The sequence below is a fragment of the Kitasatospora sp. NPDC056184 genome (assembly GCF_042268405.1).
Lineage (GTDB): Bacteria > Actinomycetota > Actinomycetes > Streptomycetales > Streptomycetaceae > Kitasatospora.
Genome location: NZ_JBHJUI010000017.1, coordinates 58186 through 82763, shown reverse-complemented (window position 1 = coordinate 82763; position 24578 = coordinate 58186). Strand labels below are relative to the sequence as shown.

Genomic DNA, 24578 nt, shown 5'->3' with positions numbered 1-24578 from the left:
AGTCGGTCGGTCCTCAGTGCAACTTAACCAGTCTTTGGCCGAGTTCCCACCGTTAGCAGACGGTTACGACAACTCGGGAACCGGGGCCCTCCCCCGGTCCCGCCCGGGCCCGCACCGTGCCCGCGCCCGGGCCCCCGGCGGGCGGAGGCCGCGCGCGGGGCGCCCGGCGTGTGAGGATTGAGACATGTCCGATGGATCCAACCTCCCCGACGACGTCTCCACCCTCCCGGCCGGCAGCCCGCTGACCCGGGCCGCGCTGGAGATCGACGAGTACGCCGCCACCCTCGGCTGGGACCTCCCGGCCCGCCTCTTCGCCCTGGTGGACAGCGCCGCCCTGCGCAAGGCCGACCCCCGCATCGCCAAGCAGCTCGGCCTCGCCGACGGCACCGAGCCCGGCCTCACCCCGGTCGAGCAGGACGAGCTGCCCGCCGGCATGGAGCTGGACAAGTTCCTCGGCACCATCGCCTGGCCGGACGCCGTGGCCGGCTGCGCCCTGGTCGTCGAGCGCCTGATGCTGCCGCCGGGCGCCGAGCAGTCCCGCCCGCGCAACGCCAGCGACGCCCAGCTCGCCGAGTGGGTGGCCAACCACCCCAAGCGCGAGGAGGTGCGGATCACCGCCGCCGTGCTGCGCGACGGCGGCAAGGAGATCGCGCTGCGGCTGCGCTCCAAGGACACCGCCCGCGAGGTGCTGACCGGCCCCGACCTGGTGCCGGGCCTGACCGAGGCGCTGCTGGCGACCTTCTCCTGAGGCCCGCCGGGCCCTACGGGGCGCAGGACGGCAGCGCGGAGGTCTGCCCGGAGCGGATCTGCTCCAGCGCCTTCAGCGCGCCGTCCAGCGTCTCCGCCTTGACCAGCCGCAGGCCGGACGGGGTGTTCTTGGAGGCTTCGGCGCAGTTCGACGCCGGGGTGAGGAAGTACTCGGCGCCCGCGTCCCGGGCGGCGATCAGCTTCATCGCTATGCCGCCGATCGGGCCGACCTCGCCGGCGTCGGTGATGGTGCCCGTGCCGGCCACGAACCGCCCGCCGGTCAGGTCGCCCGGGGTCAGCTTGTCGATGATGCCGAGCGAGAACATCAGGCCCGCGCTGGGCCCGCCGACGTCCTGCAGGCCGATGTCGATCCGGAACGGGTAGGTGTGCCGCAGGCCCGGGCGGATGCCGACCATCGCGGCGCCGGTGTCCGGCGACTTCACGGTCGGGACGCTGATGTCGGTGCGCACCCCCGGCTCGGCCGAGCCCTCCTTGACCCGCGGCACCACGGTGAAGACCGCCGGCTCGCCGGGCTGGTGCCGGGTGACCGCCTTGGCGACCGCGTCCGCGTCGGCGACCGGGGTGCCGTCCACCGCGACGATCTGGTCCCCCGCGTGCAGCCGGCCCTCGGCCGGGGCGCCGGCGGTGACGCTCTGGACGATCAGCTCGCTGCCCATCGGGATGCCGAGCTGGCTCAGCGCCGCGGTGCGGGCGTGGTCCTCGGAGAGCGCGAACTCCTCGGCGTTCTGCCGCTTCGCGTCGGCGTCGGTCTGGCCCTTCGGGTAGACGTTGTCGTGCGGCACCACCAGCACGTCGTCGCGCAGCCAGCCCACCACCGCGTTGACCAGGCTCGGCTCGTACTTGGCGCCGGTGACCTGGACGGTCGTCATGTTGAGGTTCCCGCTCGCCGGGAACGACTCGTGCCCGGTGATGGTGATCACCGGGGTCCCCGTCTTCTCCTGCACCCCGAGCGTGTTGTACGTCGGACCCGGGCTCATCTCGGTGTACGGCACCTTCATCAGCACCGAGGCGCAGAGCAGCGCTATGAGCAGCAGGGTGGCGGCGAGCATCGTCGCAGAGCGGCGTGGCATGCCTCGACAGTACGGGACGCCGGTGACGGCGCGCCCGGCGGGCCGGGCGCCGCCGGGCCCGGCGCTACCGCTCGGGGCGCTCGCGCGGGGCGCCGGAGGCCGTGGTGCGTTCCATCGCGGCCATGAACCGCTGGTGCTCGGCCAGCGAGGCCGGGTCCCCCGTCGCCCGCGGGGCCCGCTGGGCCCAACCCGCCCACACGGTGGCCAGCACCCCGGCGACGCAGGGAATGATCAACCAGGCGAGCACAGCCATCTCAGTACTCCCAGCTCGTCGTGTCTATGAGCAGATTAACCACCCGGCCGGACAACGCTTCGGGCGCCGTCCGGGTTACGGCACGGCCGATCGGCTCACTGCCAGGGAGTATCCGGCGCACCGTCCCACACCCGTTCGAGTGAGCGACCGGCGTGCCTGCACGACACGGGGGGTCCGGCGGGTGCTCAGCAGTCGCCGGCGCCGACCCACTCCTCGCCGCCGTCGGCGAAGACCTGGTGCTTCCAGATCGGCACCTCGTGCTTGAGGTCGTCGATCAGCCGGCGGGCCGCGTCGAACGCCTCGCCGCGGTGCGCGCAGGACACGGCGACGATCACGGCCTTGTCGGTGATCCCCAGCCGGCCCACCCGGTGCACGGCGGCCAGCGCCCGGACCGGGAAGTCGGCGACGACCTTCTCGGCGACCCGGCGCAGCTCCCGCTCCGCCGACGGGTGGCAGCTGTACTCCAGCGCGGAGACCGGCCGGCCCCCGTCGTGGTCGCGGACCGCCCCGACGAAGACGGTCGTCCCGCCGGCCGCGTCGTCGCCCACCGCCGCGTACACCTCGTCGAGCGAGAGCGGGGTGTCACGGATCGCGAGCAGGCGGATCGGGTCGTGGTTCTCGGGCATGCCCTCATGATGGCCCATCCGCGGCGGACGGCGGCAAGCGCCTTCCGCATCACGCGGACGGGATTCCGCGTCACGGGAACCGGGGTGTCCCGGACCACCGCCCGGGGCACCGCCGCAGCGGGGACCGGCTCCGGACGTCAGAACCGGCGCCGCTTGCGCGCCCGCCGCACCAGCGCGGCCGTACCCACCAGCGCCACCGTCGCCCCCGCCGCGCCCAGGCTCGTCGCCGCCTCCTTGCCGCCGAGGCGCCGGCCCGCCACCGCGTGCTTGCCCGCCACCTGCGCCAGCAGCTCCGCGAGCACCTCCTCGTTGGTGTGCGTCGGACGCCAGCCCGCCTCGTGCAGCCGGCTCCCCGACACCACCCACGGGTACATCGTGTACGCGAGGTCCCCGGCCGGCGCCGGCGTCAGCCCCAGCCGGTGCAGCCGGGCCGCCGTGCCCAGCGCCAGCGAGGCCGGCAGCTCCATCCGCCGGATCCCCGACAGCCGCTCCACGTCCTCCTGCTCCAGCCAGCCGTCGCAGCCGACCGTCACCTCGCCCTCGACCAGGCCCAGCGCCGCGTACTCCAGCGCCGCCGCCAGGTCGTCCACGTGGCAGAACTGCCAGCACGGCCGCGAACCCGCCACCACCAGCAGCCGAGGCGCCTCGAAGTGCCGCGTCAGCACCGTGTCCACCCCGGGGCCGACCACCACCGCCGGGCGCAGCACCGTCACCTGGAGACCCGGGTGCGCGCGCGGGGCCCGCCGGGCCAGCCGCTCGATCTCCAGCAGGTCCCCGACCAGCGAGGCCTCCTCGGTCGCCCGCAGCTCGGAGTCCTCCGCCAGCGGCACCTCGTTGTCGGCCAGCGCGCCGTAGACCATCGCCGAGGTGCAGAGCACGACCCGGTGCACCCCGGCCGCCGCGGCCGCCGTCAGCACCGTCTGCGCGCCGCGCACGTTGTAGGCGCTGCGCGCCCGCGGGTCCGACTCCATGCCCAGGTCCATCGCCAGGTGGACCACCACGTCCACCCCGGCCAGCCGCTCCGCGACCGCCGGGTCCCGGACGTCCAGGACCCGCCACTGCACCCCCGGCACCTCGCCGCGCCGGTCGTCCACCGCCAGGACCCGCTTCACCCCCGGCGAGGCGACCAGCCGGGCCGCGACCCGCTCGCCGAGCACCCCGGCGGCGCCCGTGACGGCCACGGTCAGCGGTCTTCCGGCATAGGCTGGAGGCGGCGACGCCGTGATGTCCGGGGCGTCCTCTCCTCCGGTCAGCCCAGAGCGAACGTCCGAGGGCGGGGAACTCACCGGCCATCCTCCACGGTTAGCTTATGTGCGTACGTACGTGTGTCACGTACGTCCATCCTGCCCGAGGCGGAGGCCCGGCGGTGCACCCGGCGCGGTCCGGCCGCGCGGGAGCCGTCCACCGGCCGGGAGTCCCCCACTCCGCCGACCGCCCCGGGCGCGCAGACTTCACCGCCACCACCCGTATGACGGCCGACCGGATCGAGGACCCCGTGAGCGACCTTCCCTTCGGATTCGGCGTTCCGCCCGAGGAGCCCGAGGACGGCAAGGCCAAGCCCGACGACGACCAGAAGAAGGAGGAGAGCGGCGGCGCGCAGTCCGGCGGCCCGCAGCCCTTCGGATTCTCCGGCGGCAACCCGCTCGGCGCCCTGTTCGGCATGGGCCTGCCCGGCATGCCCGGCACCCCCGGTGCGGGCGGGCCCGGCGCCGGCGACAACCCGTTCGCCGCGATGTTCGGCGGCCTCAACCCCAACGACCTCGGCGCCGCCTTCCAGCAGCTCGGCCAGATGCTCTCGTTCGAGGGCGGCCCGGTCAACTGGGACCTCGCCAAGGACATCGCCCGGCAGACCGTCGTCGCCGAGCCCGTCGAGGGCAAGAGCAAGGACCGCTCGGTCAGCGCCGTCGAGCGCACCGCCGTCGCCGAGGCCGTCCGCCTCGCCGACCTGTGGCTCGACGGCGTCACCACCTTCCCGTCCGGCGCCGGCACCGCCGTCGCCTGGAGCCGCGCCGAGTGGATCGAGGCCACCCTCCCGGTCTGGAAGGACCTCGTCGACCCGGTCGCCGAGCGCGTCGGCAACGCCATGGGCGGCGTCCTGCCCGAGGAGATGCAGGCCATGGCCGGCCCGCTGCTGGGCATGATGCGCTCCATGGGCGGCGCCATGTTCGGCACCCAGATCGGCCAGGCGCTCGGCGCCCTCGCCGCCGAGGTCGTCGGCTCCGCCGACGTCGGCCTGCCGCTCGCCCCCGCCGGCAAGGCCGCGCTGCTGCCGCAGAACGTCGCCGAGTTCGGCGAGGGCCTCAGCGTGCCCGCCGAGGAGGTCCGCCTCTACCTCGCCCTGCGCGAGGCCGCCCACCAGCGGCTCTTCGCCCACGTGCCGTGGCTGCGCGCCCACCTCCTCGGCGCCGTCGAGGCCTACGCCCGCGGCATCAAGGTCGACAGCTCCCGCATGGAGGAGCTCGTCGGCCAGCTCGACCCGAGCAACCCCGAGGCGCTCCAGGAGGCCCTCGCCGGCGGCCTGCTCCAGCCCGAGGACACCCCCGAGCAGAAGGCCGCGCTCGCCCGGCTGGAGACGGCGCTCGCGCTCGTCGAGGGCTGGGTCGACGCCGTCGTGCACGCCGCCGCCGAGCCCCACCTGCCGCAGGCCGGCGCCCTGCGCGAGACCGTCCGCCGCCGCCGCGCCGCCGGCGGGCCCGCCGAGCAGACCTTCGCCACCCTGGTCGGCCTCGAACTGCGCCCGCGCCGGCTGCGCGACGCCGCCCGCCTCTGGGCGCTGCTGGCCGACGCCCGCGGCACCGAGGGCCGCGACGACCTGTGGCAGCACCCCGACATGCTCCCCACCGCCGCCGACCTCGACGACCCGGACGCCTTCGTGCACCGGGGCAGCGGCGACGACCTGGAGGGCGGCATCGACTTCGACGCCCTCGACAAGCTGCTCGGCGAAGCCGCCGCCGGCGGCGCCCCGGGCACCGGCTCGGGCGACCCGAAGCCCGACCTGACGAAGAACGACGGCGACGACGAGCACGGGAAGGGCGAGCCCACCGCATGACGGCCACCGAGACGGACCGCGCCGGAGCCCTGCACGCCGACGCCGTCCGGGCCCTGGGCGACTGGCGGCCCGCCGAGCCCGAGCAGGAGCAGCTGCGGCTGGCCTACCTGCGGCACCTCGCGGAGCAGCCCGACGGCCTGTACCGTTCCTGCCTGCCCGCCCACGTCACCGCCAGCGCCGCCGTCGTCGACCCCGCCGCCGGACGCGTCCTGCTGACCCTGCACCCCAAGGTCGGCCGGTGGCTGCAGATGGGCGGCCACTGCGAACCCGGGGACCGCGACCTCGCCTCGGCCGCGCTGCGGGAGGCCACCGAGGAGTCCGGCATCCCCGACCTCGTCCTGCTCGCCCGCGACGGCGCGCCGGTCCCGGTCAAGCTCGACCGCCACCAGGTGCGCTGCACCGGCAAGGACCGGCCCGAGAACACCCACCTCGACGTCCAGTACATCGCGCTGGCCCCGCCCGGCGCCCAGGCGCTGATCAGCGAGGAGTCGCTCGACCTGCGCTGGTTCGACTACGACCGCCTGCCCGAGCTCACCGACCAGTCCGTGCGCGACCTCGTCGCGCGCGCCCGCGAGCTCACCGGCTGAAGCACTCGCCGTCCGTTCCGCCCGCTCCACCCGTTCCGCCCGCTCCTCCGCGGTGCCCCGGGTGACCGCTCAGCCGCAGGACTCCGCCGGACCGGGCTCCGACGGGGCCTCGTGCCGGGCCCCCGGGATGTGCGGCAGCCGGGCCGCCGACACCACGCCCTCCAGATAGCCGCGCGCCCGCTCCGTCCGCGGATACGCCTCCAGCAGCGCCCAGAAGTCCGGGCCGTGGTCCGGCACCAGCAGGTGCGCCAGCTCGTGCAGCAGCACGTAGTCGACCACGTACTCCGGCATCCCCTGCAGGCGGTGCGAGAGCCGGATCGTCCGCTCGCTCGGGGTGCACGACCCCCAGCGCGAGTTCTGATTGGTCACCCAGCGGACCTGGGCGGGCCGGGCGCGACCGCCCAGGTAGGCCCCCGAGAGCTCGCGCGCCCGGGCCACCAGCGCATCGTCACCGAGCACCCGGCGGCTCTCCTGCGCGGCCAGCTTCTCCAGCATCTGGGCGACCCACCGCTGCTCCTCCGCGTGCGACATCCGGGCCGGGATCAGCACGATCGTGCGGTCGCCCTCGCGGTAGGCGGACACCGTCCGGCTGCGGCGGGCACTGCGCCGCACCTCCACCCGGGACCGGTCGAGCGCGGCCCCCGGCTGCGGCTCCGGGCGCTGCTCGGGCCGTTGCTCGGGACGCTGCTCCGGACGCCCGCGCGTACTCGGCGCCGCCGTGTGCGACCCGGACGCTGCACGGGCACGCCGAGGCGACGCCGAGGGATGGGAGTCCCGTTCGGCTGCCATGGCACACGACGTTACCCGTTCCCCCTGACAGAAGTCCGCTGCCATGGCCGAAATGTTTCGTGGAGCGATCGGGAACGAAAGGCCTACGGAGGGTGTCCGGAATCCGACATCGGACCGGACGCCAAGTTATCCACAGGGTGTGCGAACGGCTTATCCGATCATGAGCCCGTCCCTGTGGACAACGCACCGCACCCCGCCGCCCCGATCGGGCATGCTGCCGTCAGCCGTCCGGAAACGATCGGAAGGAAGACCGCCGTGCGCCTCGCCCTCAAGCCCGCCCTCTCCCGCAGCTGGCGGGACTCGGACACCCTCCAGTTCGGCACCATCCCGCAGCACGCGGGGGTGCTCGGCAACGCCGCCGACACGGCCCTGCGCGAGTTCCTCGGCCTCGTCGACGGAACGCGCGACCGGCCCGCGCTCCTCGCCGAGGGCGAGCGGATCGGCTTCGGCAGCGATCCCGCCGACTCGCTGCTCGACCTGCTGGAGGAGGCCGGGGTGCTCGACGACGCCGAGGCCGCGGACCACGCCCTGGCCCGCTTCCCCCAGCCGCACCGCGACCTGCTCGGCCCCGACCTCGCCTCGCTGTCGCTGATCCACGCACCGCCCGGCGCCGCCCCCGCCGTGCTGGCCCGGCGGCCGGAGCACGCGGTCGAGGTCCGCGGCGCGGGCCGGATCGGCGCGGCCGTCGCCGCCGTCCTCGCCGCGGGCGGCATCGGGACGGTCACCGTGGCCGACTCGGGCCGGGTCACCCCCGCCGACTGCTCCCCCGCCGGGCTGCCACCGGCCGACGTCGGCCGGCTCCGGTCCACCGCCGCCCGCGAGGCCGTCGACCGGGCCACCGCCCGGCGCCCGGGCCGGCGCGACCGGAAACCGAGACCGGGCCTGCCCGACCTGGTGGTGCTCGCGCCCCGGGACGGCAGCGGCGCGTTCGCCGGCGGCACGCCCCAGGCCCGCGAGCTGCTCCGGGCCGGGGTCCCGCACCTGTACGTCGGCGTGGTGGAGGAGTACGGGGTGGTCGGGCCGCTGGTCCTGCCGGGAGTCTCGGCCTGCGGCCACTGCCTGGTCCTGGCCCGGGAGGACGAGGACGCCGCCTGGCCTCGGATCCTCGCCCAGCTCGCCGACGGCGGCTCCGGGCGGGCGCCGACACCGGCCTGCGACACCGCCCTCGCGACGGCGGTCGCCGGGCTCGCGGCCCTGCACGTCCAGGTCTTCCTGGACGGCGGCCGGCCACCCAGCGTGGACGGCTGGTGCGAGCTGTCCGCCGTGGACGGCATGCCCCGCCGCCTACGGCTCAAGGGCCACCCGGACTGCGGCTGCCTCTGGCAGCCGACACCACCGCACTGAGGCACCGCGCCGGGCGGCTGCCGAAGCGGCGGCGGGCCGATGACCGGTGCGCCCGGGGCGACGGCTCCGAGAGACCACTTCGGGCGCCGGCCCGCACGGCGCCGGGGCGACGACTGCGGCACCGCTCCGGACGGCTGCCGGAGCGGCGGCGGGCCGACGACCGCTGCGCCCGGGGCGACGGCTCCGCCCCGGGATAGCACCTGCGGCACCGCTCCGGGCGCCCGCCCGTACAGCGCCGGGGCGATGAAAGCGGCACCGCTCCGGGCAGCTGCCGGAGCGGCAGCGGGCCGACGACCGCTGTGCCCGGGGCGACGGCTCCGAGACGCCACTTCGGGCGCCCGCCCGTACGGCGCCGGGGCGACGACTGCGGCACCGCTCCGGGCAGCTGCCGGAGCGGCGGAGGGCAGTGGACGCTGCACGGCCGAGTGGCGGCGGTGGCGGCTCGGGCTTCGGCCAACGTGCCCCGGTGACGGTCCCGAAGCGGCTCGGGCTGCCTCGGCGCCTCGGCCGTGGCCGAGGCGCCGAGGAGGAGGGAGGGGGTGGGGAGGGGGGTGGGGGGGAGGGCCCCCCCGAAGAGAGGAAAGGGCGCCTCGGCGGGGCGCAGAGCGATTACTGTGACGTCGGCCATCCGGCCGACGCGGCCCGGGCGGCCCCGGCTCAACGATCGCAACGCTCGTGCACGACCTCACCGAGAGGTATCGACATGATCACTCGCAGATCGCTCATCGGCGCCGCCGGCGCCCTCGCCCTCCCGCTGACCGCCGTCTCCACCGCCCCCGCCGTCGCCACGGCGGCCGAGGCCCGGCCACGACGCTGGTCCCGGCTCTCCGGCCACCTGCACGGCACCCTCGTCCTCCCCGGCGACCCGGCCTACGGCACCGCCAAGCAGATCGGCCAGGCCCGCTTCGACTCCGTCGAACCGGCCGCCGTCGCCTACTGCGCCGACGAGGCCGACGTCGCCCTCTGTCTCCGCTACGCCCAGGACCGGGACCTCCCGATCGCCGTCCGCGCCGGCGGCCACAGCGGCGGCGGCTACTCCACCGGCACCGGCCTGGTGATCGACGTCTCCCGGCTCTCCTCCACCGCGGTGACCCCCGGCGCCGCCACCTTCGGCGGCGGCACCCAGCTGGTCGACGTCACCCACGCCGTCGCCCCGCACGGGCTCGCCGTCCCGGGCGGCTTCTGCCCCACCGTCTCGCTGGGAGGCTTCCTCCAGGGCGGCGGCATCGGCCTGCTGACCCGCCACGCGGGCATCTCCAGCGACAAGGTGACGGCGGCCCGCGTGGTGCTCGCCAACGGCAGGACCGTCACCGCCTCGCCCGACGAGCACGACGACCTGTACTGGGCGCTGCGCGGCGGCGGCGGTGGCAACTTCGGCGTCGTCACCTCCTACACGATGACGCCCGTCCCGCTGGCCGCCCTCACCCTCGCCAGCCTGACCTGGTCCTACGACCACGCGGTGGACCTGCTGGACGCCTGGTCGCACTGGCTGCCGGACGCCCCGCGGACGCTGGGCGGCGGCGCCGTGGTCGGCCTGCGGGACGCCGCGCCCGGTGCGACCCCGTTCGTCTCGGTGCTGATCGGCTCGGTCGGCGCCGAGGCCGAACTCACCGCCGAGATCGCCCGGTTGACCGATCTGGTGGGCGCACCGCCGGCCACCGGGAGCAGCTTCACCGCCCCCTACCTCTCGGTCATGATGGGCCTCTACGGCTGCGGCTCCTCCACCAGGGACCAGTGCCACCGGGCGGGCACCGGCCCGGCGGCCGCGCTGGCCCGGCCGACCGCCGCCGTGGACCGGGGCCGGCTGTTCGACGCCCCGCCGCCGCGTGCGCTCTGGGACGCCGCGCTCGGCCTGTTCGACCGGGACCGGCAGGCCGGGCAGCAGCGCATGGTGCAGCTGAGCGCACTGGGCGGCGCCGCCAACGACCCGGCCCGCACCGCCACCGCGTACGTCCACCGCGACGCGCTGTTCAACGCGAGCTTCGGCGCGGTGATCGCCACCGGCCCGGTGGACGAGGCCGCGGTGGCGGCGGCCCGCCGCTGGGCGGACGCCGGGTTCGCGCTGCTCGACCCGCACTCCGCCGGCGAGACCTACCAGAACTTCGTCGACCCCGGCCTGCCGGACTGGCGGCAGGCCTACTACGGCGAGAACTATCCGCGGCTGGTCGCGGTGAAACGCCGCTACGACCCGTACCGGCTGTTCTCCTTCCCGCAGGCCGTCGGCGCGGCCCCGGCCCCCCGGGGCTGACCCGCCGGGTTCGGCCCCGGCGGGGCGGCGTAATCCGGCCGGGGCCGCGCCGCCGAGCGGGCACAATGGCGTATGACGGTCGGCTCCCGCCCCGGGGGCCTTGGGCGTGTCGACTTGGAGGCCCGGGTGAGCGATCTTCCGCGCAAGGCAATGACCCGCACGGCAAGGCTCGCCGCCCTGCCGCTGGGGATAGCCGGCCGGGCCACCCTCGGCCTCGGGAAGCGGATCGGCGGACGGTCGGCCGAGGTGGTGACCGCCGAGCTGCAACAGGCCACCGCCGACCAGCTGTTCAAGGTCCTGGGTGAGCTCAAGGGCGGGGCGATGAAGTTCGGGCAGGTGCTGTCCGTCTTCGAGGCCGCCCTGCCCGAGGAGGTGGCCGGCCCCTACCGGGCGGCGCTGACCAAGCTGCAGGACGCCGCGCCGCCGATGCCGGCCGCGAAGGTGCACGCCGCGCTGGCGCAGCGGCTGGGCGAGGACTGGCGGAGCCTGTTCCGGGAGTTCGACGACCGTCCGGCGGCGGCCGCCTCGATCGGCCAGGTGCACCGGGCGGTGTGGCACGACGGCCGCGCGGTCGCGGTGAAGGTGCAGTACCCGGGGGCGGGGGACGCCCTGCTGGCGGACCTGTCGCAGTTGAGCCGGGTGGCCTGGCTGCTGGGTCCGCTGATTCCGGGCCTGGACATCAAGCCGCTGATCACGGAGCTGCGGGAGCGGGTCGCCGAGGAGCTGGACTACGAGCTGGAGGCGCAGGCGCAGCGCCGTCATGCGGAGGAGTTCGCGGGCGATCCGGAGATCGTGGTGCCGGGTGTGGTGGCTCAGGCGGACCAGGTGCTGGTGTCGGAGTGGATGGACGGCACGCCGCTGGCGGAGGTGATCGCCTCCGGTTCGCAGGAGGAGCGGGACGTCGCGGGCCGGCTGCTGGCGCGGTTCCTGTTCGCCGGTCCGTCGCGGACGGGCCTGTTGCACGCGGATCCGCATCCGGGCAACTTCCGGCTGTTGAAGGACGACGGCCCGGTGGAGGGCTGGCGGCTGGGGGTGCTGGACTTCGGGACGGTCGACCGGTTGCCGGGCGGTCTGCCGGCGCCGATCGGGGCGTCGTTGCGGATGGCGCTGGCCGGGGACGCGGCGGGTGTGCTGGCGATGCTGCGCGAGGAGGGCTTCGTGAAGCCCTCGGTCGAGCTGGACGCGGACGCGGTGCTGGACTACCTGCTGCCGATCATCGAGCCGGCGGCGGTGGAGACGTTCCACTTCACCCGGGCGTGGATGCGGGCGCAGGCGGCGCGGATCGCCGATCCGCGGTCGCCCGCGTACAACCTGGGCAAGCAGTTGAACCTGCCGCCGTCGTACCTGTTGATCCACCGGGTGACGCTGAGCACCATCGGGGTGCTGTGTCAGCTGGGTGCGAAGGCGCCGTTCCGGGCGGAGATGCTGGAGTGGCTGCCGGAGTTCGCCGAGGCGGGTTCGCCGGGGAAGCGGCCGGCCGCGAAGCCGGCGGCGGCCACGAAGCAGGCGGCGAAGACGTCGACGACGGCGAAGACAGCGGCGGCGAAGACAGCGGCGGCGAAGCCGGCGAAGAAGGCGGGCGCGAAGAGCCCGGCGGCCAAGAAGGCGGCCCCGGCCAGGCGCCGGAGCCCGTCGGCGGAGGGCTGATCCGCCGTCCGCCGCAACGGCCGCAGGCCGCCCCCCGGTGTCGGGGGGCGGCCTGCGGCGCGACGGGGGTACGTCGGGTCCGGGTGCCGCCGGGGCCGGGCATGGCGGCGCGCCGGCGCCCGGGTCACCTCGGAGAGGTCACATCAGGGCGACGGCGAGGGCCTTGCGGGCCCGCAGCGAGGCGCGTTCGGCCTTGCGCTTGAGCCGGTGGGCCCGGGCGAGTCGGCCGACGAGCCGTTGGTGCTCGGCCTCCTGGAGGCGCTCTTGCATATGCGCCCTGGCCAGGGATTCGTGGAGGAGTTGCATTTCGAGGGTCCTGTTCTGGATCTGGAGTTCGGTGGTCTGCTCGGCGCGGACGGTCGGATCGATGGCGGCGGCGGTCATGTGGTGGTCCTGCTCGTGGTGCGTGGTCGGAAAGGGGCGGATGCGGGCGGCGTCGGCCTTGGCGGCCGCGAGGCGTACGGAGCGGCGGAGGGCGTTGTCCGGCGGGGGCTGCTCTCCCCGGCGGACGGTTCCGGCTCCGGACGCGGGGTTCACGCCGCGACCTCGGTCTTGCGCGGGCGGCCACGCGGCCGCTTGCGGGCCACGACGACACCCTGGACGAACAGCTCGCCGCCCCAGACGCCCCAGGGCTCGCGGCGCTCGAGCGCGCCGGTCAGACAGGCGTCCTTGACCGGGCAGGTGCCACAGAGGGACTTCGCGTACTCGACGTCGGCGGGCGTCTCGGCGAAGAAGACCTCGGGGTCGAAGGCACGGCACGGGATGGGGAGACCGAGCTCCTCGGCCTGGTCGATCGAGGTGAACTGCATGGGGAGAACCTCCGGGGGGTCGGCCTGGTCGGCCTTGGTCTGGCTTGTCTGCGGTACGGACGGGGTGGGCGGCGTGATGACCGTGGACACTGTGGGCGTCTTCCTCGTCTTCTCAGTGGGTCCGGCTCAGCTGACTGGTGGGGCTGGGCCGGAGGCCCCGGGGGGCCTGGGTGGTCTTGCGTACCGGACAAAACAGAAGGGCCGCGGATCCCGGTGTGTGGGGTTCCGCGGCCCTGGAGGCGCCGACCTGAGGCTGGCTCAGGTTCGTTCTCTCCAGGGTTCGGGGCCGCGGAAGGCCCTCATCCGGACGGCCGTGGCGTCGGCAAAGACAGCCATGGCCTGCGTGATCTGCTGCTCGTTCTGCTTCTGGGTGTTTCCGGCACCGATGACCTGCGCATAGCCGCCATGCAGGGCAATGGCTACAGCCGTCTTCGGTGCCTGGGTCGGTCGCTCATCACGCAGGGAGCGCGAAGCATCGGCCGACGCCCAGTCGCGGGACAGACCAGTCTCGATACGGGTGCCGTCGAGGCTGCCGCCCTGGATGCCGTTGCTGCCGAGGCCAGTGTGTCCGAGGCCACTGACAGCGGGGGCGGGGGAAGCGGGAACGACGGAGACACCGGTGGTGTCGAGACCCAGACCGGTTCCGCACAGCTCGGCGGCGAGCCGCAGGCTGGCGGCACGCAGGGAGGCAGCGTCGACGGTCTGGCCAGTCATTTTGGTGATCATGGTTTCCACTGCCTTCGCCTCCTCTCGGCGCCTAGCGGAGCCTGGTCTCCCGGGCTCCGAACTGTTCGGATGTCTGTCTCGGTGAAGCTGGTGGGTGCAGGGGATGCGGCGACAGGCGTCACCCCGGGCGATCGCGTCCCCTTGACCGCTCCGGCAGGCTATTGCGCTCCCGGCACGGCGCGCAAACTATTTTTCCGGCGAGTTTCCCGACGGTCTCCGCGGCGCCCCTCGGCGCCGGCTGTGATCGCCCCGGACCGGCTCAGGCCGGTTCGTCCGGCTGGTCGTCCGTGACGTCCACCGGATCCCTGACGGGCTCCTCCCCCGCACACAACGAGAGCACGGCGGCCCCGTATTTGTCCAGCTTCATGGCGCCGACCCCGGAGATGCCGGCGAGCTCCTGCCGGTTGGCGGGGACGTCCTCGGCGATGGCCATCAGGGTGGCGTCGGTGAAGACCACGTAGGCGGGGGCGCCCTGCTCGCGGGCCTGGGCGGCGCGCCACTCCCGCAGCCGTTCGTAGAGCGCCTCGTCCATGGTGGAGGGGCAGCTCTCGCAGCGGCGCAGCTTGCGTTCGACGGCCTCGGTGAGGGCGCGCCCGCAGACCCGGCAGGTGACCGGGCCGCGGACCCGGCGCCCGGCGGAGCGCTCGCCGGCCTCGCCGCCGCGCCCGCCGCGCCCGGCGGGGCGGGCGCCGGGGGCGCTGGAGCCGGGGCGCAGCCCGTCGAGGAAGCGGCTGGGCTTGCGGGAGGCGCGGCCGCCCGGGGAGCGGGAGAGCGCCCAGGAGAGGGTGAGGTGCTTGCGGGCGCGGGTGACGCCGACGTAGAGGAGGCGGCGCTCCTCCTCGATCTGCTCGTCGGTCTTGGCGTAGATGATCGGCAGGGTGCCCTCGGTGAGGCCGACGAGGTAGACGGCGTCCCACTCCAGGCCCTTGGCGGCGTGCAGGGAGGCGAGGGTGACGCCTTCCACGGCGGGGGCGTGCTGGGCGGCGGCGCGGGCGTCGAGCTCGGCGACGTACGCGGCGAGGTCGGTGCCCTGGCCGGCGGCGGTGCGGCCGCGTTCGAATTCCTCGGCGAGCCGGACGAGGGCGGCGAGGGACTCCCAGCGGTCGCGGACGGCGCCGGAGCCGGCGGGGGGTTCGGCGGTGAAGCCGCGGGTGGCGAGGACGGCGCGGACCTGTCCGGCGAGGTCGGGGGCGCCGTCGGTGACGGGGTCGGAGGCGGCGCGGGCGGCGCCGCGCAGCAGGACGCCGGCGTCGCGGACCTCGGGGCGTTCGAAGAACCGCTCGGCGCCCTTGAGCTGGTAGGGGACGCCGAGGTCGGCGAGGGCCTGCTCGTAGACCTCGGACTGGCCGTTGGTGCGGAAGAGGACGGCGATCTCGCTGGCGCGCACGCCGGCCGCGAGGAGGTCCTTGATCCGGCGGGCGGTGTTCTCGGCCTCGGTGGGTTCGTCCTCGTACTCGGTGTAGACGGGGTCGGGGCCGGCCTCGCGCTGGGAGACGAGTTCGAGGCGGTGGCGGGCGGCCTCGCCGCGGGCCTGGGCGAGGAGTCCGTTGGCGAGGTGGACGACCTGGGGGGTGGAGCGGTAGTCGCGGACGAGCTTGACGACGGTGGCCTCGGGGTGCCGGGTGCGGAAGCCCAGCAGGTAGTCGGGGGTGGCTCCGGTGAAGGAGTAGATGGTCTGGCTGGCGTCGCCGACGACGCAGAGGCTGGCGCCGCCGCCGGGGCCGGTCCACTGGTCGAGGAGGCGCTGCTGGAGCGGGGAGACGTCCTGGTACTCGTCGACGGTGAAGTGCCGGTACTGGGCGCGGACCTGGTCGGCGATGTCGGGGCGGTCCTCCAGGATCGCGGCGGTGAGCAGCAGGACGTCCTCGAAGTCGATGTTCCCGCGGCGGCTCTTGGTCTCCTCGTAGACGCGGTAGACCTGGGCGGTCTCGGCGGGGTCGCGGGGGGCCTCGCGGCCGGACTTGGCGACGGCGGCGGGGTAGTCGTCGGGGCCGGTCTGGGTGACCTTGGCCCATTCGATCTCGGCGGTGAGGTCGCGCAGTTCGGTGCGCTGGACGCGCAGGCCGCAGCGGCCGGCGGCTTCGGCGACCAGCTGGACCTTGCGTTCGAGCAGCTGGGGGACGGGGCCGCCGACGGCGCGGGGCCAGAAGTACTGGAGCTGGCGCAGGGCGGCGGCGTGGAAGGTGCGGGCCTGGACGCCCTCGGCGCCGAGCTGGCGCAGGCGTCCGCGCATCTCGCCGGCGGCGCGGGCGGTGAAGGTGACGGCGAGGACCTGCTGGGGCTGGTAGACGCCGCTGCGCACGCCGTAGGCGATGCGGTGGGTGATGGCGCGGGTCTTGCCGGTGCCGGCGCCGGCGAGGACGCAGACGGCACCGTGCAGGGCGGTGGCGACGGCCCGCTGTTCGGGGTCGAGTCCGGCGAGGACGGCGTCGGGGCCGCCGTCGGCGGCGGGGTGGCCGGACCGGTGGGCGTCCTGGTGTCCGTCGAACGGGCTGCCGCTCAAGAGGTCTTCCTGCATGCGTTCCATCCTCTCAGCCCGGGCGGACATCGCGGGCGGGGTTGTCCACAGGTGCGGTGTGATCGCCGGATGATCGCGTGGTGGACGGCGGACTGTGGCACTCGACGGCGCGCGCGGTGGGCCCCGCGCCGGTGCGGGTGGGTGCGCGCCGGAGCGGCCGTGCGGTCCGGTGGCGTCCGGGTGCCTCCGGTCGCGGAATGACCGCCGGGCGGCGCGCGTTCTCCCCCCGGAGCCGTGCGACGTGCGCGGCGCCCCCAGTGACAGGCCCTCCCGATCCGAAGGAGTCCCCTCGATGTCCGGCAGCGTGACGATGTACAGCACGACCTGGTGCGGCTACTGCAACCGGCTCAAGAGCCAGCTGCAGCGCGAGGGCATCGGCTACACCGAGATCAACATCGAGGAGGACCCGGCGTCGGCGGCCTTCGTCGAGTCGGTGAACAACGGCAACCAGACCGTTCCGACCGTGCTGGTGAAGCCGACCGGCGGCGGCGAGCAGGTCGTGATGACCAACCCGAGCCTGCTGCAGGTGAAGAAGGCCCTGGCGGCCTGACCCCGCGAAGGCCCGGCCCGCGAACGCCCGACCCCGCGACGCCCGGCCCCGCGAACGCCTGACGCCGAACGCCCGGCGCCCCCCGCGGCGCCGGGCCGGTGCGCCCGCCCGGCGGGATCGGCCGGACACCCGCTACGGCGCGTCGGCCCGGGCCGGGTCGACGGGCGCAGCGGGCGCGGGCAGCGAGGCCCGGGCGCCGAGGTCGCCGACGCCGTAGACCAGCCGGCTGCGGTCGGCCGAGTAGCGGGTCTCGATGACCCGGACCGGCCCGCGCCGGTCGTAGGTGACCCGGGTCTGGACCATCAGCGGCACCCCGGGCCCGCCCTGGAACCACTGGGCCTCCTCGGGCCCGGGCATCCGGGCGACCAGGTGGTCGACGGCCCCGACCTCGGTGCGGCCGAGGGCGGCGAGCACCGCCTCGTCGCCGCCGTCGATCTGGTCCGGCTCCATCAGCGGGGTGCCCGCGGCGAGGCCGGCCCGGTAGTGGCTCTCCTCGATGGAGTACGGCTCGCGGTCGAGCATGCGCAGCTGGCGGCGGACGACGATGGCCTCGCCGGGGCGCAGTCCGAGCCGTTCGGCGATGTCGACGCGGGCCCGGACGATCATCATCTCGAAGTCGACGGTGAGTTCGCGCCCGCTCTCGGCGGCCTCGCCGCGGTAGACGGCGCTGGGGACGGCCAGGCAGTCGCGGGGGGCGGCGTCCTGCGGGTCGAGGCGGGAGGCGGGCCCGTAGGCGCGGTGGTCGAGCACGGGGTGCTCGCGCAGGTAGGTGCCCTTGCCCTGGAGGCGGACCAGCCGGCCTTCGTTGACCAGGACGTCGACGGCGAGGCGGACGGTGTTGCGGGCGACGCCGTACTGGCGTTCCAGTTCGCTCTCGACCGGGAGGGCGGCCGCGGCGGTGAACTCGCCCTCGGCGATCCGGCGGCGCAGGTCGGCGGCGAGGCGCTGGTATTTGGGGGATTGGGCGGTGCCCCGGGGGATTGTCACCCGAGTGAATGTAGCGAGACGGGTGAGGGGCTTTCAGGCGTTTGCGGCAAAGTCGACCGGGATCGGTGACTCCGCCCGAGGAGGACCCGGGGCCCGTACTGGACATGGCCGCTCCGGTTACGAACATCCTGGGGAGACGGGTTCGAAAAGGAAATTGGGGGCGCGCGGATCAACTCCGCACGCCCCCCAATCCGCAGAACGCCCGGGGCGGCGCCGGAATTACCAGCGGGCCGCCGCCGGCAGCGGTTCGCCGTACCACACCTCGACCAGGTGCCGGGCGATCGAGATCCCGGACGGCGGCAGGATCTCCCCCGCCGCCATGCCCGCCCGCAGCTCCTCCCGGGAGAACCAGCGCGCCTCCGCCAGCTCCTCGCCGTCCACGGTGATCGTGGTGCCCTCCGGGTGCGCCCGGCCCAGGAAGCCCAGCATCAGGCTGGACGGGAACGGCCACGGCTGGCTGGCCACGTAGGAGACCTCGGCGACCCGCACCCCGGCCTCCTCCCCGACCTCGCGGACCACCGCCTGCTCGATCGACTCCCCCGGCTCGACGAAGCCGGCCAGCGTCGACCAGCGGCCCTCCGGCCACAGCGCCTGGCGGCCGAGCAGGCAGCGGTCCTGCTCGTCGGTGATCAGCATGATCACCGCCGGGTCGGTGCGCGGGTAGTGCTCGGCCGCGCAGGAGGTGCAGCGCCGCACGTGCCCGGCGCCGGCCTTCTCGGTCGGGTGGCCGCAGCGCGAGCAGAAGCTGTGCAGCCGGTGCCAGTGCTCCAGCGCGACGGCGTGCACCAGCAGCCCGGCGTCCCGGTCGGAGAGCAGCGCGCCGACCTCGCGCAGCCCGGCCGGGCGGGCGTCGCCGTCCAGCCGGCCCGGCAGGCTCTCGCCGGCCAGCGCGAAGTAGGAGACGCCGTCCTCGTCGGTGCCGAGGAAGTACCGGTCGCCGGTCTGCGGCGCCTCGAAGGAGGGCATCAGGACCAGCTCGGTCCCCTGCCCGGTGTCCACGACGAACGCCTCGCCGCCGGCGATCGGCAGCACCTTGGTGGACGGGTGGCTCCAGGCGGCCGCCAGCCAGGGCTCGTCGAACCGGTGCTGGGCCGCCCGGTCCACCCCGGCCCGGGCCAGCGCCAGGTTCAGCGGGCGTTCGGTCTCAGGCACGGTGCTCAACTGTTCCATCCCCACGTGATGAGTCTTCCGGACGGTTCGGGTCCCACGGTCGGGCCGGCGCGGCGGCCGGTCCGGGGCGCGCCCGCCACCGGCCCGCCCGCGCTCGCCCGCGGTTCACGCGCGCTCGCCGCCCGGCCGCCAGTTCTCGGCCAGGTCGGCCCACAGGTAGGCGGCGGTCTCGACGCCCTTGGCCAGCAGGTCCAGCTCGACCTTCTCGTCCACCGAGTGCCAGCCGTCCGAGGGCACCGAGATGCCGAGGAACAGCACCGGCGCGCCGAGCACGTCCTGCAGGTCGGCGGCCGGACCGGAACCGCCCTCACGGGTGAACAGGATCTTCTGCTCGAAGGCCCGGCCCATCGCCCGGACGGTGGACTGCAGCGCCGGGTGGTCGAGCGGGGTCAGGCACGGGCGGGTCGCGCCCGGGAAGACCAGCTCGTACCGGATGCCCTCGGGCACCCGGTCGGCCACCCAGCCGCGGACGGCCTCGCGGACCTTCTCCACCTCCTGCCCGGCGACCAGCCGGAAGGAGAGCTTCAGGTGCGCCGAGGCGGGCACGATGGTCTTCCCGCCGGGGCCGGTGTAGCCGCCCCAGATGCCGTTGACCTCGGCGGTCGGGCGGGCCCAGATCCGCTCCAGGGTGGAGTAGCCGGCCTCGCCGCGGGTGCCGTACGACTTGGCGGTCCGCAGCCAGGCCGCCTCGTCGAAGGGCAGCTCGGCGAAGAGCGCGCGCTCGCGGTCGGTCAGCTCGACCACGCCGTCGTAGAAGCCGGGGACGGCGACCCGGTGGTCGGCGTCGTGCAGCCCGGCGGCCAGCTCCGCGGCGACGGTGGCCGGGTTGGGCACGGCGCCGCCGAAGGAGCCGGAGTGGATGTCGGTGTCCGGCCCGTACAGGTCGATCTGGGCGTCGGCCAGGCCCCGCATGCCGGTGCAGACGGTCGGCGTGGTCTCGGACCACATGCCGGTGTCCGAGATGATCACGACGTCGGCGGCCAGCCGGCCGGCCTCGCGGCGGACCAGGTCGGCGAAGTGCGGGGAGCCGGACTCCTCCTCGCCCTCGACCAGCAGCTTGAGGTTGACGGCCGGCGCGGTGCGGCCGGTGGCGGCCAGGTGGGCGCGCACGCCGAGGGTGTGGAAGAAGACCTGGCCCTTGTCGTCGGCGGCGCCCCGGGCGTACAGCCGGTTGCCGACCACGGTCGGCTCGAACGGCTCGGTCGCCCAGCCGTCCTCCCGGGCGGCGGGCTGCACGTCGTGGTGGCCGTAGACGAGGACGGTCGGCGCGTCCGGGTCCCCGGAGGGCCACTCGGCGAACACCGCCGGCAGGCCGTCCGTCTCCCAGACCTCGGCCACCGGGAAGCCGGTGTCGCGCAGCTTGGCGGCCAGCCACTCGGCGGAGCGGCGGACGTCCCCGGCCCGGCCGGGGTCGGCGGACACCGAGGGGATGCGGAGCCAGTCCGCGAGGTCCGCGAGGAAGGCGGGCCGGTGCTGGTCGATGAAGGAGCGGACGACACTGTCCGGAGTTCTCGTCATACGGACGACTTTAGTTCGCCCGGACGCCCCCCAGCGGCCCCGGTCCCGAAGGGTGGGACCCCCGGGGCCTGTTACGTCCGTCACCCCGGACGCGCGCGGGCGTCCGGGGTGACGGGGGCGGGGCGGCGCCAGCGGCTCAGCCGGTGCGGCGCAGCAGCGAGATCCGCGAGCGGGTGAGCAGTGCGGCGAGCGCCACCGCGAGCAGCGGCAGCAGGATCACGGTGCCCCCGATGTTGAGCCAGGGGAACACCACGATGCCCTTGGCCGCCTTCTCCTGCAGGGTCATCCCGGGGTAGCTCGACGCGGCGGCCTCGACCTTGCGCAGCGCGATCGCGGGCACGATGCCGGCGACGGCGCCGAGCACGGCGCCCATGGCGGCGATGACACCGCACTGGAAGCCGGACAGGGTGCGCCGGATCCCGGGCGCGGCGCCGACCGCCGCGAGGGTGGTCAGGTCGCGCTGGGAGTCGGCGGCGGCGAGGCCGGTGGCGATGCCGGCGGCGCCGAGGGCGACCAGGCCGGCGAACAGGGTCAGGCCCAGGGTGATGAGGTTGCCCGGGGACTGGTAACCGCGCTCGATGTCGAACTGCACGCCGTCGGAGAGCTTGGCGAGCGCGGCGCGGGCCTTCTGCTCCGCGGTGTCGGCGGTCGCGCCGCCGGGCCGCCACACCGAGCCGATGTCGCGGGTGGTGAGGCCGAGGCGCTGCGCGGTGTCGGGGTTGAGGACCACCTGGCTGGTGGGCCCCAGCGGGGAGGCGGCGAGGTGGGCGTCGACGGTGACGGGGTGGACGACCGGCTCGGCCTCCGGGTTGTTGTCGTCCCTCGGCTCGGTGAGCTCCAGGATGGCCTTGCCGTCCTTGATGTAGCGCTCGTCGAAGACGACGGCCTTGCCGGCGGCGAGGGCCTGGGCGGTGGCCTGGTCGGTCACGTCGTAGAGGTTGCGCAGCAGGGCGGCGTCACCGGCCTGGACCATCCCGAAGGGGCTGCCGCGGGAGATGCGGTCCTCCTGGCAGCGCGGGTCCTCGCGGCTGAGCCGGTCGATATCGCCCGGGCCGACCTGGAGGCCGTGGCGGCCCCAGGTGGGGCAGCGGCGCTCCTCGGGCATCACGAGCGTGGCCCAGCCGCAGTTGCCGTTGCGGCTGACCATGCAGTCGCCCCGGTAGTTGACGCGCTGGACGTCGGCGCGGGTGCCCAGCCCGGGGACGGTGTTCTGCACGGCGCCGCGCATCTGCGGGAGCAGCGAGCCGTCGGAGCCGGCGCCCCAGCCGGCGGAGAGGACGACGGAGTGGTCGGGGCCGGAGGCGACGTACTCGCGGCGCAACTCCTCGTCGGAGCTGACGGTGTAGACGCCGACGGCCACGGATCCGGCGACGGCGGCCATGACGGCGGCGACGGCGGGGGCGGTGCGGCCGCGGTGGCGCACCGAGTCGCGCAGGGCGAGCCGGGGGCCGAGCGGCAGCCAGCGGCCGAGCCGGCCGAAGAGGCCGACCAGGTAGGGGGCGAGGGCGACCATGCCGAGTTCGGCGACGGCCGAGCCGCCGAGGACGCTGAGCGAGCGGCCGCCGAAGCCGCCGGTGGCGCCGAGCAGGGCGAGGGCGGAGCCGCCGCCGAGCATCAGCAGGCCGAGCAGGGCGAGCTTGCGGCTGGGCGGCTTCAGGGTGTCGCGGCCGGTGAGGGCGGCGACGACGTCCTGCCGGGAGGCCTGGACGGCGGGCACGACGGCGGCCAGCAGGCCGGTGACGAGGCCGATCAGGGCGATGCCGAGCAGGTCGAGCGGCTGGAGGTCGAAGTGGCCGAAGCGCTCGCCGGAGAACTCCTCGGCCCGGGTGCGCAGCAGGGCGACCAGGCCGGTGCCGAGGACGAGGCCGACGACGGCGCCGGAGAGGCCGAGGACGACACCGCCGCCGAGGACGACGGCGCGCACCTGGGCGCGGTCGCCGCCGCCGGCGGCGAGCAGGCCGAGCTGGCGGCGGGAGCGGCGGGCGCCGACGGCGAAGGCCGGGCCGGCGAGCAGCACGATCTCCAGCAGGGCCATGCCCATGACGGTGCCGAGGACGACGACGGAGGTCCGGTCGAGGAACGGGGTGGAGCTGCCGCCGCCCTGGCTGTCCTGGTAGACGTAGAACGGCACCTCGGAGCGGGGCGGCGGGTCGAGGATCACGGTGCGCGAGCCGACGAGGAAGCCGTACTTGTTGAGCTCCACGACCTTGGCCCAGTCCAGGGTGGCCCCGGCCGGGAGCTGGACGAGCCAGTTGTTGACCTCCTCGCTGACGGAGGTGCGCCCGCGCTGCGAGGACTCGGCGCCGGGCAGCTTGGCGAGCGGGTCGATCAGGGCGCCGGGGCGGGCGAACAGGCCGAGGCCGCGCAGGTCGCCGGGGTGCTCGGCGACGCCGGTGATGGTGTACGGGGTGGCTTCGAGGCCGCGCGGCGAGGTGCGGTCGCCGATCTTCAGCCGGGAGCTGTCGAGGAAGGCCTGGGTGACGGCGATCTCGTGGTCGGCGCTGGGGGCGCGGCCCTTGACCATGTCGTAGCGGCCGTGCCAGACGGGGTCGGCGAGGTCGAGTTCGGTGACCCGGACGTTGACGAGGCCCTCGGCGGTGCTGGTGGTGACGTAGGGGCCTTCGCGCAGCGGCACGAGGGTGGCGCCGGGCAGCAGCTGCCGGGCGAGCTCGGCGGGCGCGGTGTCGAGGCCGCGCTGCTGCTCGGGGGTGAGGACGGGCTTGCCGTTCTCCTTCTTCGCGTCGTCGACGGTGGTGATCCTGCGGTCGACGTCGGGGTCGGGGGTCTGCAGGACGATGGCGCCGCGGTCGAGGATCTCCAGGGAGGCGTCGGCCCGGCCCATGCTGCGCTCGATCTTCTCGACGGGGTCGAGTTCGGCGCTGCGGAAGAACACGTCGGCGCCGGTGACGCCGAGGACGGGCAGGGCGACCATGGCGACGACGAGGGCGCTGCGGCCCTTGGCGCGCAGGGCGTCGCGGCGGGCGATGCGCAGGGCGACCCGCCAGGAACCGAGCTTCACTCCCCCACCGGGCCCTTCGCGTTGGCGGCGGCGGCGACGAGCAGGCTGCCGGCGTCCTGGCTGGCGCTCTCGTCGACCATCCGGCCGTCGCGCAGGAAGACGACGCGGTCGGCCCAGGCGGCGTGCCGGGCCTCGTGGGTGACCATCATCGCGGCGGCGCCGGCGTCGCAGCGGGCGCGCAGCACGGCGAGGACGGCCTCGCCGGTGGTGGAGTCGAGGGCGCCGGTCGGCTCGTCGGCGAGGACGAGGCGGCGGTCGCCGATGAGGGCGCGGGCGATGGCGACGCGCTGCTGCTGGCCGCCGGACATGTCGTCGGGGAAGCGGTCGGCGAGTTCGGGGATGCCGAGCTCCTCCAGTGCGACGAGGGCCTCGCGGCGGGCGGCGCGGGTGGACAGGCCGTCGAGTTCGCGCGGCAGGGAGATGTTCTCGGCGGCGGTGAGGGCCGGTATCAGGTTGTAGTCCTGGAAGACGTAGCCGACGGAGCGGCGGCGGACCTCGGCGAGCCGCTTGCGGCTGAGGCCGCCGAGGGCGACGCCCTCCACCAGGACCTGGCCGGTGCTGGGCGTGTCGAGGCCGCCGGCGAGGGTCAGCAGGGTGGATTTGCCGGAGCCGGAGGGGCCCATGACGGCGACGAACTCGCCGGGGTGGACCTTGAGGTCGACGCCGCGCAGCGCCTGGACCTCGGCGGCGCCGTGTCCGTGGACGCGGGTGACGTTGTCCAGGTGCAGAACGGCGTCGGCGCCGTTCGTGCTCGGACCGGTGTGGGACACGTTTCCCCCTGCTGTGGTGGGGCCCGTCGCGCGGAGGCGCGGGGCGGGCCGGTGGTTCGCGTGGTTCGTACGGTTCAGGTGGTTCAGGTGGTTCAGGTGGTTCGCGTGGTTCGCGTGGTTCGAGTAGTTC

Annotated in this window: 21 protein-coding genes; 7 read left to right on the top strand and 14 right to left on the bottom strand. The window is 75.0% G+C overall.

The features are described from left to right. The first annotated feature begins 184 nt into the window (after nt 1-184). Entirely contained in the window at nt 185-748 is a 564-nt protein-coding gene (locus ACFC0B_RS28765) for a PPA1309 family protein (RefSeq protein ID WP_376091935.1), read from the top strand. Nucleotides 749-761: 13 nt separating this feature from the next. On the opposite strand, the gene ACFC0B_RS28760 is transcribed toward ACFC0B_RS28765, so the two are convergent. The 4 genes from ACFC0B_RS28760 to ACFC0B_RS28745 all read right to left on the bottom strand — a co-directional run bounded on the left by ACFC0B_RS28760 (nt 762) and on the right by ACFC0B_RS28745 (nt 4003). Beyond that, the gene (locus tag ACFC0B_RS28760) at nt 762-1838 is read right to left on the bottom strand and encodes a PDZ domain-containing protein (protein ID WP_376091932.1); all 1077 of its coding nucleotides are present in this window, start codon (nt 1836-1838) and stop codon (nt 762-764) included. A gap of 64 nt (nt 1839-1902) precedes the next feature. Continuing rightward, nucleotides 1903-2091, bottom strand: a complete 189-nt coding sequence (locus ACFC0B_RS28755) for a hypothetical protein (RefSeq protein WP_376091929.1) — start codon at nt 2089-2091, stop codon at nt 1903-1905. 185 nt (nt 2092-2276) lie between these two features. After that, on the bottom strand, nt 2277-2717 hold the full coding sequence (locus ACFC0B_RS28750) for a molybdenum cofactor biosynthesis protein MoaE (protein WP_376091926.1): 441 nt from the start codon (nt 2715-2717) through the stop codon (nt 2277-2279). A gap of 137 nt (nt 2718-2854) precedes the next feature. After that, nucleotides 2855-4003 (bottom strand): NAD-dependent epimerase/dehydratase family protein, encoded by a 1149-nt coding sequence (locus tag ACFC0B_RS28745; RefSeq protein ID WP_376091923.1) that lies wholly within the window; start codon nt 4001-4003, stop codon nt 2855-2857. A 209-nt stretch (nt 4004-4212) separates the two neighbouring features. On the opposite strand from ACFC0B_RS28745, the gene ACFC0B_RS28740 reads away from it, so the two are divergent. Both ACFC0B_RS28740 and ACFC0B_RS28735 read left to right on the top strand, forming a co-directional pair. Further along, nucleotides 4213-5766 carry a zinc-dependent metalloprotease gene (locus ACFC0B_RS28740; RefSeq protein WP_376091920.1) on the top strand — a complete coding sequence of 518 codons (1554 nt, stop codon included), beginning with the start codon at nt 4213-4215 and terminating at the stop codon, nt 5764-5766. After that, nucleotides 5763-6353, top strand: a complete 591-nt coding sequence (locus ACFC0B_RS28735) for an NUDIX hydrolase (protein ID WP_376091917.1) — start codon at nt 5763-5765, stop codon at nt 6351-6353. Before ACFC0B_RS28740 ends, ACFC0B_RS28735 begins: the two co-directional genes overlap by 4 nt. A gap of 69 nt (nt 6354-6422) precedes the next feature. Here the strand turns inward: ACFC0B_RS28735 and ACFC0B_RS28730 are convergent, their stop codons facing one another. After that, complete coding sequence (locus tag ACFC0B_RS28730) at nt 6423-7142, bottom strand: SprT-like domain-containing protein (RefSeq protein ID WP_376091914.1); 720 nt, start codon at nt 7140-7142, stop codon at nt 6423-6425. A gap of 255 nt (nt 7143-7397) precedes the next feature. Here ACFC0B_RS28730 and ACFC0B_RS28725 point away from each other — a divergent pair, with 255 nt between their 5' ends. The 3 genes from ACFC0B_RS28725 to ACFC0B_RS28715 all read left to right on the top strand — a co-directional run bounded on the left by ACFC0B_RS28725 (nt 7398) and on the right by ACFC0B_RS28715 (nt 12381). Beyond that, nucleotides 7398-8486 carry a ThiF family adenylyltransferase gene (locus tag ACFC0B_RS28725; protein WP_376091911.1) on the top strand — a complete coding sequence of 363 codons (1089 nt, stop codon included), beginning with the start codon at nt 7398-7400 and terminating at the stop codon, nt 8484-8486. A gap of 703 nt (nt 8487-9189) precedes the next feature. Then, nucleotides 9190-10734 carry an FAD-dependent oxidoreductase gene (locus ACFC0B_RS28720; RefSeq protein ID WP_376091908.1) on the top strand — a complete coding sequence of 515 codons (1545 nt, stop codon included), beginning with the start codon at nt 9190-9192 and terminating at the stop codon, nt 10732-10734. Between the two features lie 126 nt (nt 10735-10860). After that, nucleotides 10861-12381, top strand: a complete 1521-nt coding sequence (locus tag ACFC0B_RS28715) for an ABC1 kinase family protein (RefSeq protein ID WP_376091905.1) — start codon at nt 10861-10863, stop codon at nt 12379-12381. 138 nt (nt 12382-12519) lie between these two features. Here the strand turns inward: ACFC0B_RS28715 and ACFC0B_RS28710 are convergent, their stop codons facing one another. From ACFC0B_RS28710 to ACFC0B_RS28695, 4 genes are all read right to left on the bottom strand, one after another. Beyond that, nucleotides 12520-12765, bottom strand: coding sequence for a hypothetical protein (locus ACFC0B_RS28710; RefSeq protein ID WP_376092170.1), 246 nt, complete (start codon nt 12763-12765; stop codon nt 12520-12522). A gap of 149 nt (nt 12766-12914) precedes the next feature. Beyond that, a complete protein-coding gene (locus ACFC0B_RS28705; protein ID WP_376091902.1) occupies nt 12915-13280 on the bottom strand; it encodes a WhiB family transcriptional regulator in 366 nt (121 codons plus the stop codon). 168 nt (nt 13281-13448) lie between these two features. Continuing rightward, nucleotides 13449-13925, bottom strand: a complete 477-nt coding sequence (locus ACFC0B_RS28700; protein ID WP_376091899.1) for a hypothetical protein — start codon at nt 13923-13925, stop codon at nt 13449-13451. Between the two features lie 250 nt (nt 13926-14175). Beyond that, entirely contained in the window at nt 14176-16434 is a 2259-nt protein-coding gene (locus ACFC0B_RS28695; RefSeq protein ID WP_376091896.1) for an ATP-dependent DNA helicase UvrD2, read from the bottom strand. Between the two features lie 292 nt (nt 16435-16726). Here ACFC0B_RS28695 and ACFC0B_RS28690 point away from each other — a divergent pair, with 292 nt between their 5' ends. After that, nucleotides 16727-16984: a mycoredoxin gene (locus ACFC0B_RS28690; protein WP_376091893.1), complete on the top strand. Its 258-nt coding sequence runs from the start codon at nt 16727-16729 to the stop codon at nt 16982-16984. A 132-nt stretch (nt 16985-17116) separates the two neighbouring features. On the opposite strand, the gene ACFC0B_RS28685 is transcribed toward ACFC0B_RS28690, so the two are convergent. The 5 genes from ACFC0B_RS28685 to ACFC0B_RS28665 form a co-directional block, all read right to left on the bottom strand. Continuing rightward, entirely contained in the window at nt 17117-17971 is an 855-nt protein-coding gene (locus ACFC0B_RS28685; protein ID WP_376091890.1) for a GntR family transcriptional regulator, read from the bottom strand. Nucleotides 17972-18190: 219 nt separating this feature from the next. Next, the gene (gene nudC, locus ACFC0B_RS28680) at nt 18191-19141 is read right to left on the bottom strand and encodes an NAD(+) diphosphatase (protein WP_376091887.1); all 951 of its coding nucleotides are present in this window, start codon (nt 19139-19141) and stop codon (nt 18191-18193) included. 105 nt (nt 19142-19246) lie between these two features. Then, nucleotides 19247-20659, bottom strand: coding sequence for a dipeptidase (locus ACFC0B_RS28675; RefSeq protein ID WP_376091884.1), 1413 nt, complete (start codon nt 20657-20659; stop codon nt 19247-19249). A 136-nt stretch (nt 20660-20795) separates the two neighbouring features. Then, complete coding sequence (locus tag ACFC0B_RS28670; RefSeq protein WP_376091881.1) at nt 20796-23678, bottom strand: FtsX-like permease family protein; 2883 nt, start codon at nt 23676-23678, stop codon at nt 20796-20798. Further along, nucleotides 23675-24448 carry an ABC transporter ATP-binding protein gene (locus tag ACFC0B_RS28665; protein WP_376091878.1) on the bottom strand — a complete coding sequence of 258 codons (774 nt, stop codon included), beginning with the start codon at nt 24446-24448 and terminating at the stop codon, nt 23675-23677. Before ACFC0B_RS28665 ends, ACFC0B_RS28670 begins: the two co-directional genes overlap by 4 nt. Nucleotides 24449-24578 lie beyond the last annotated feature (130 nt).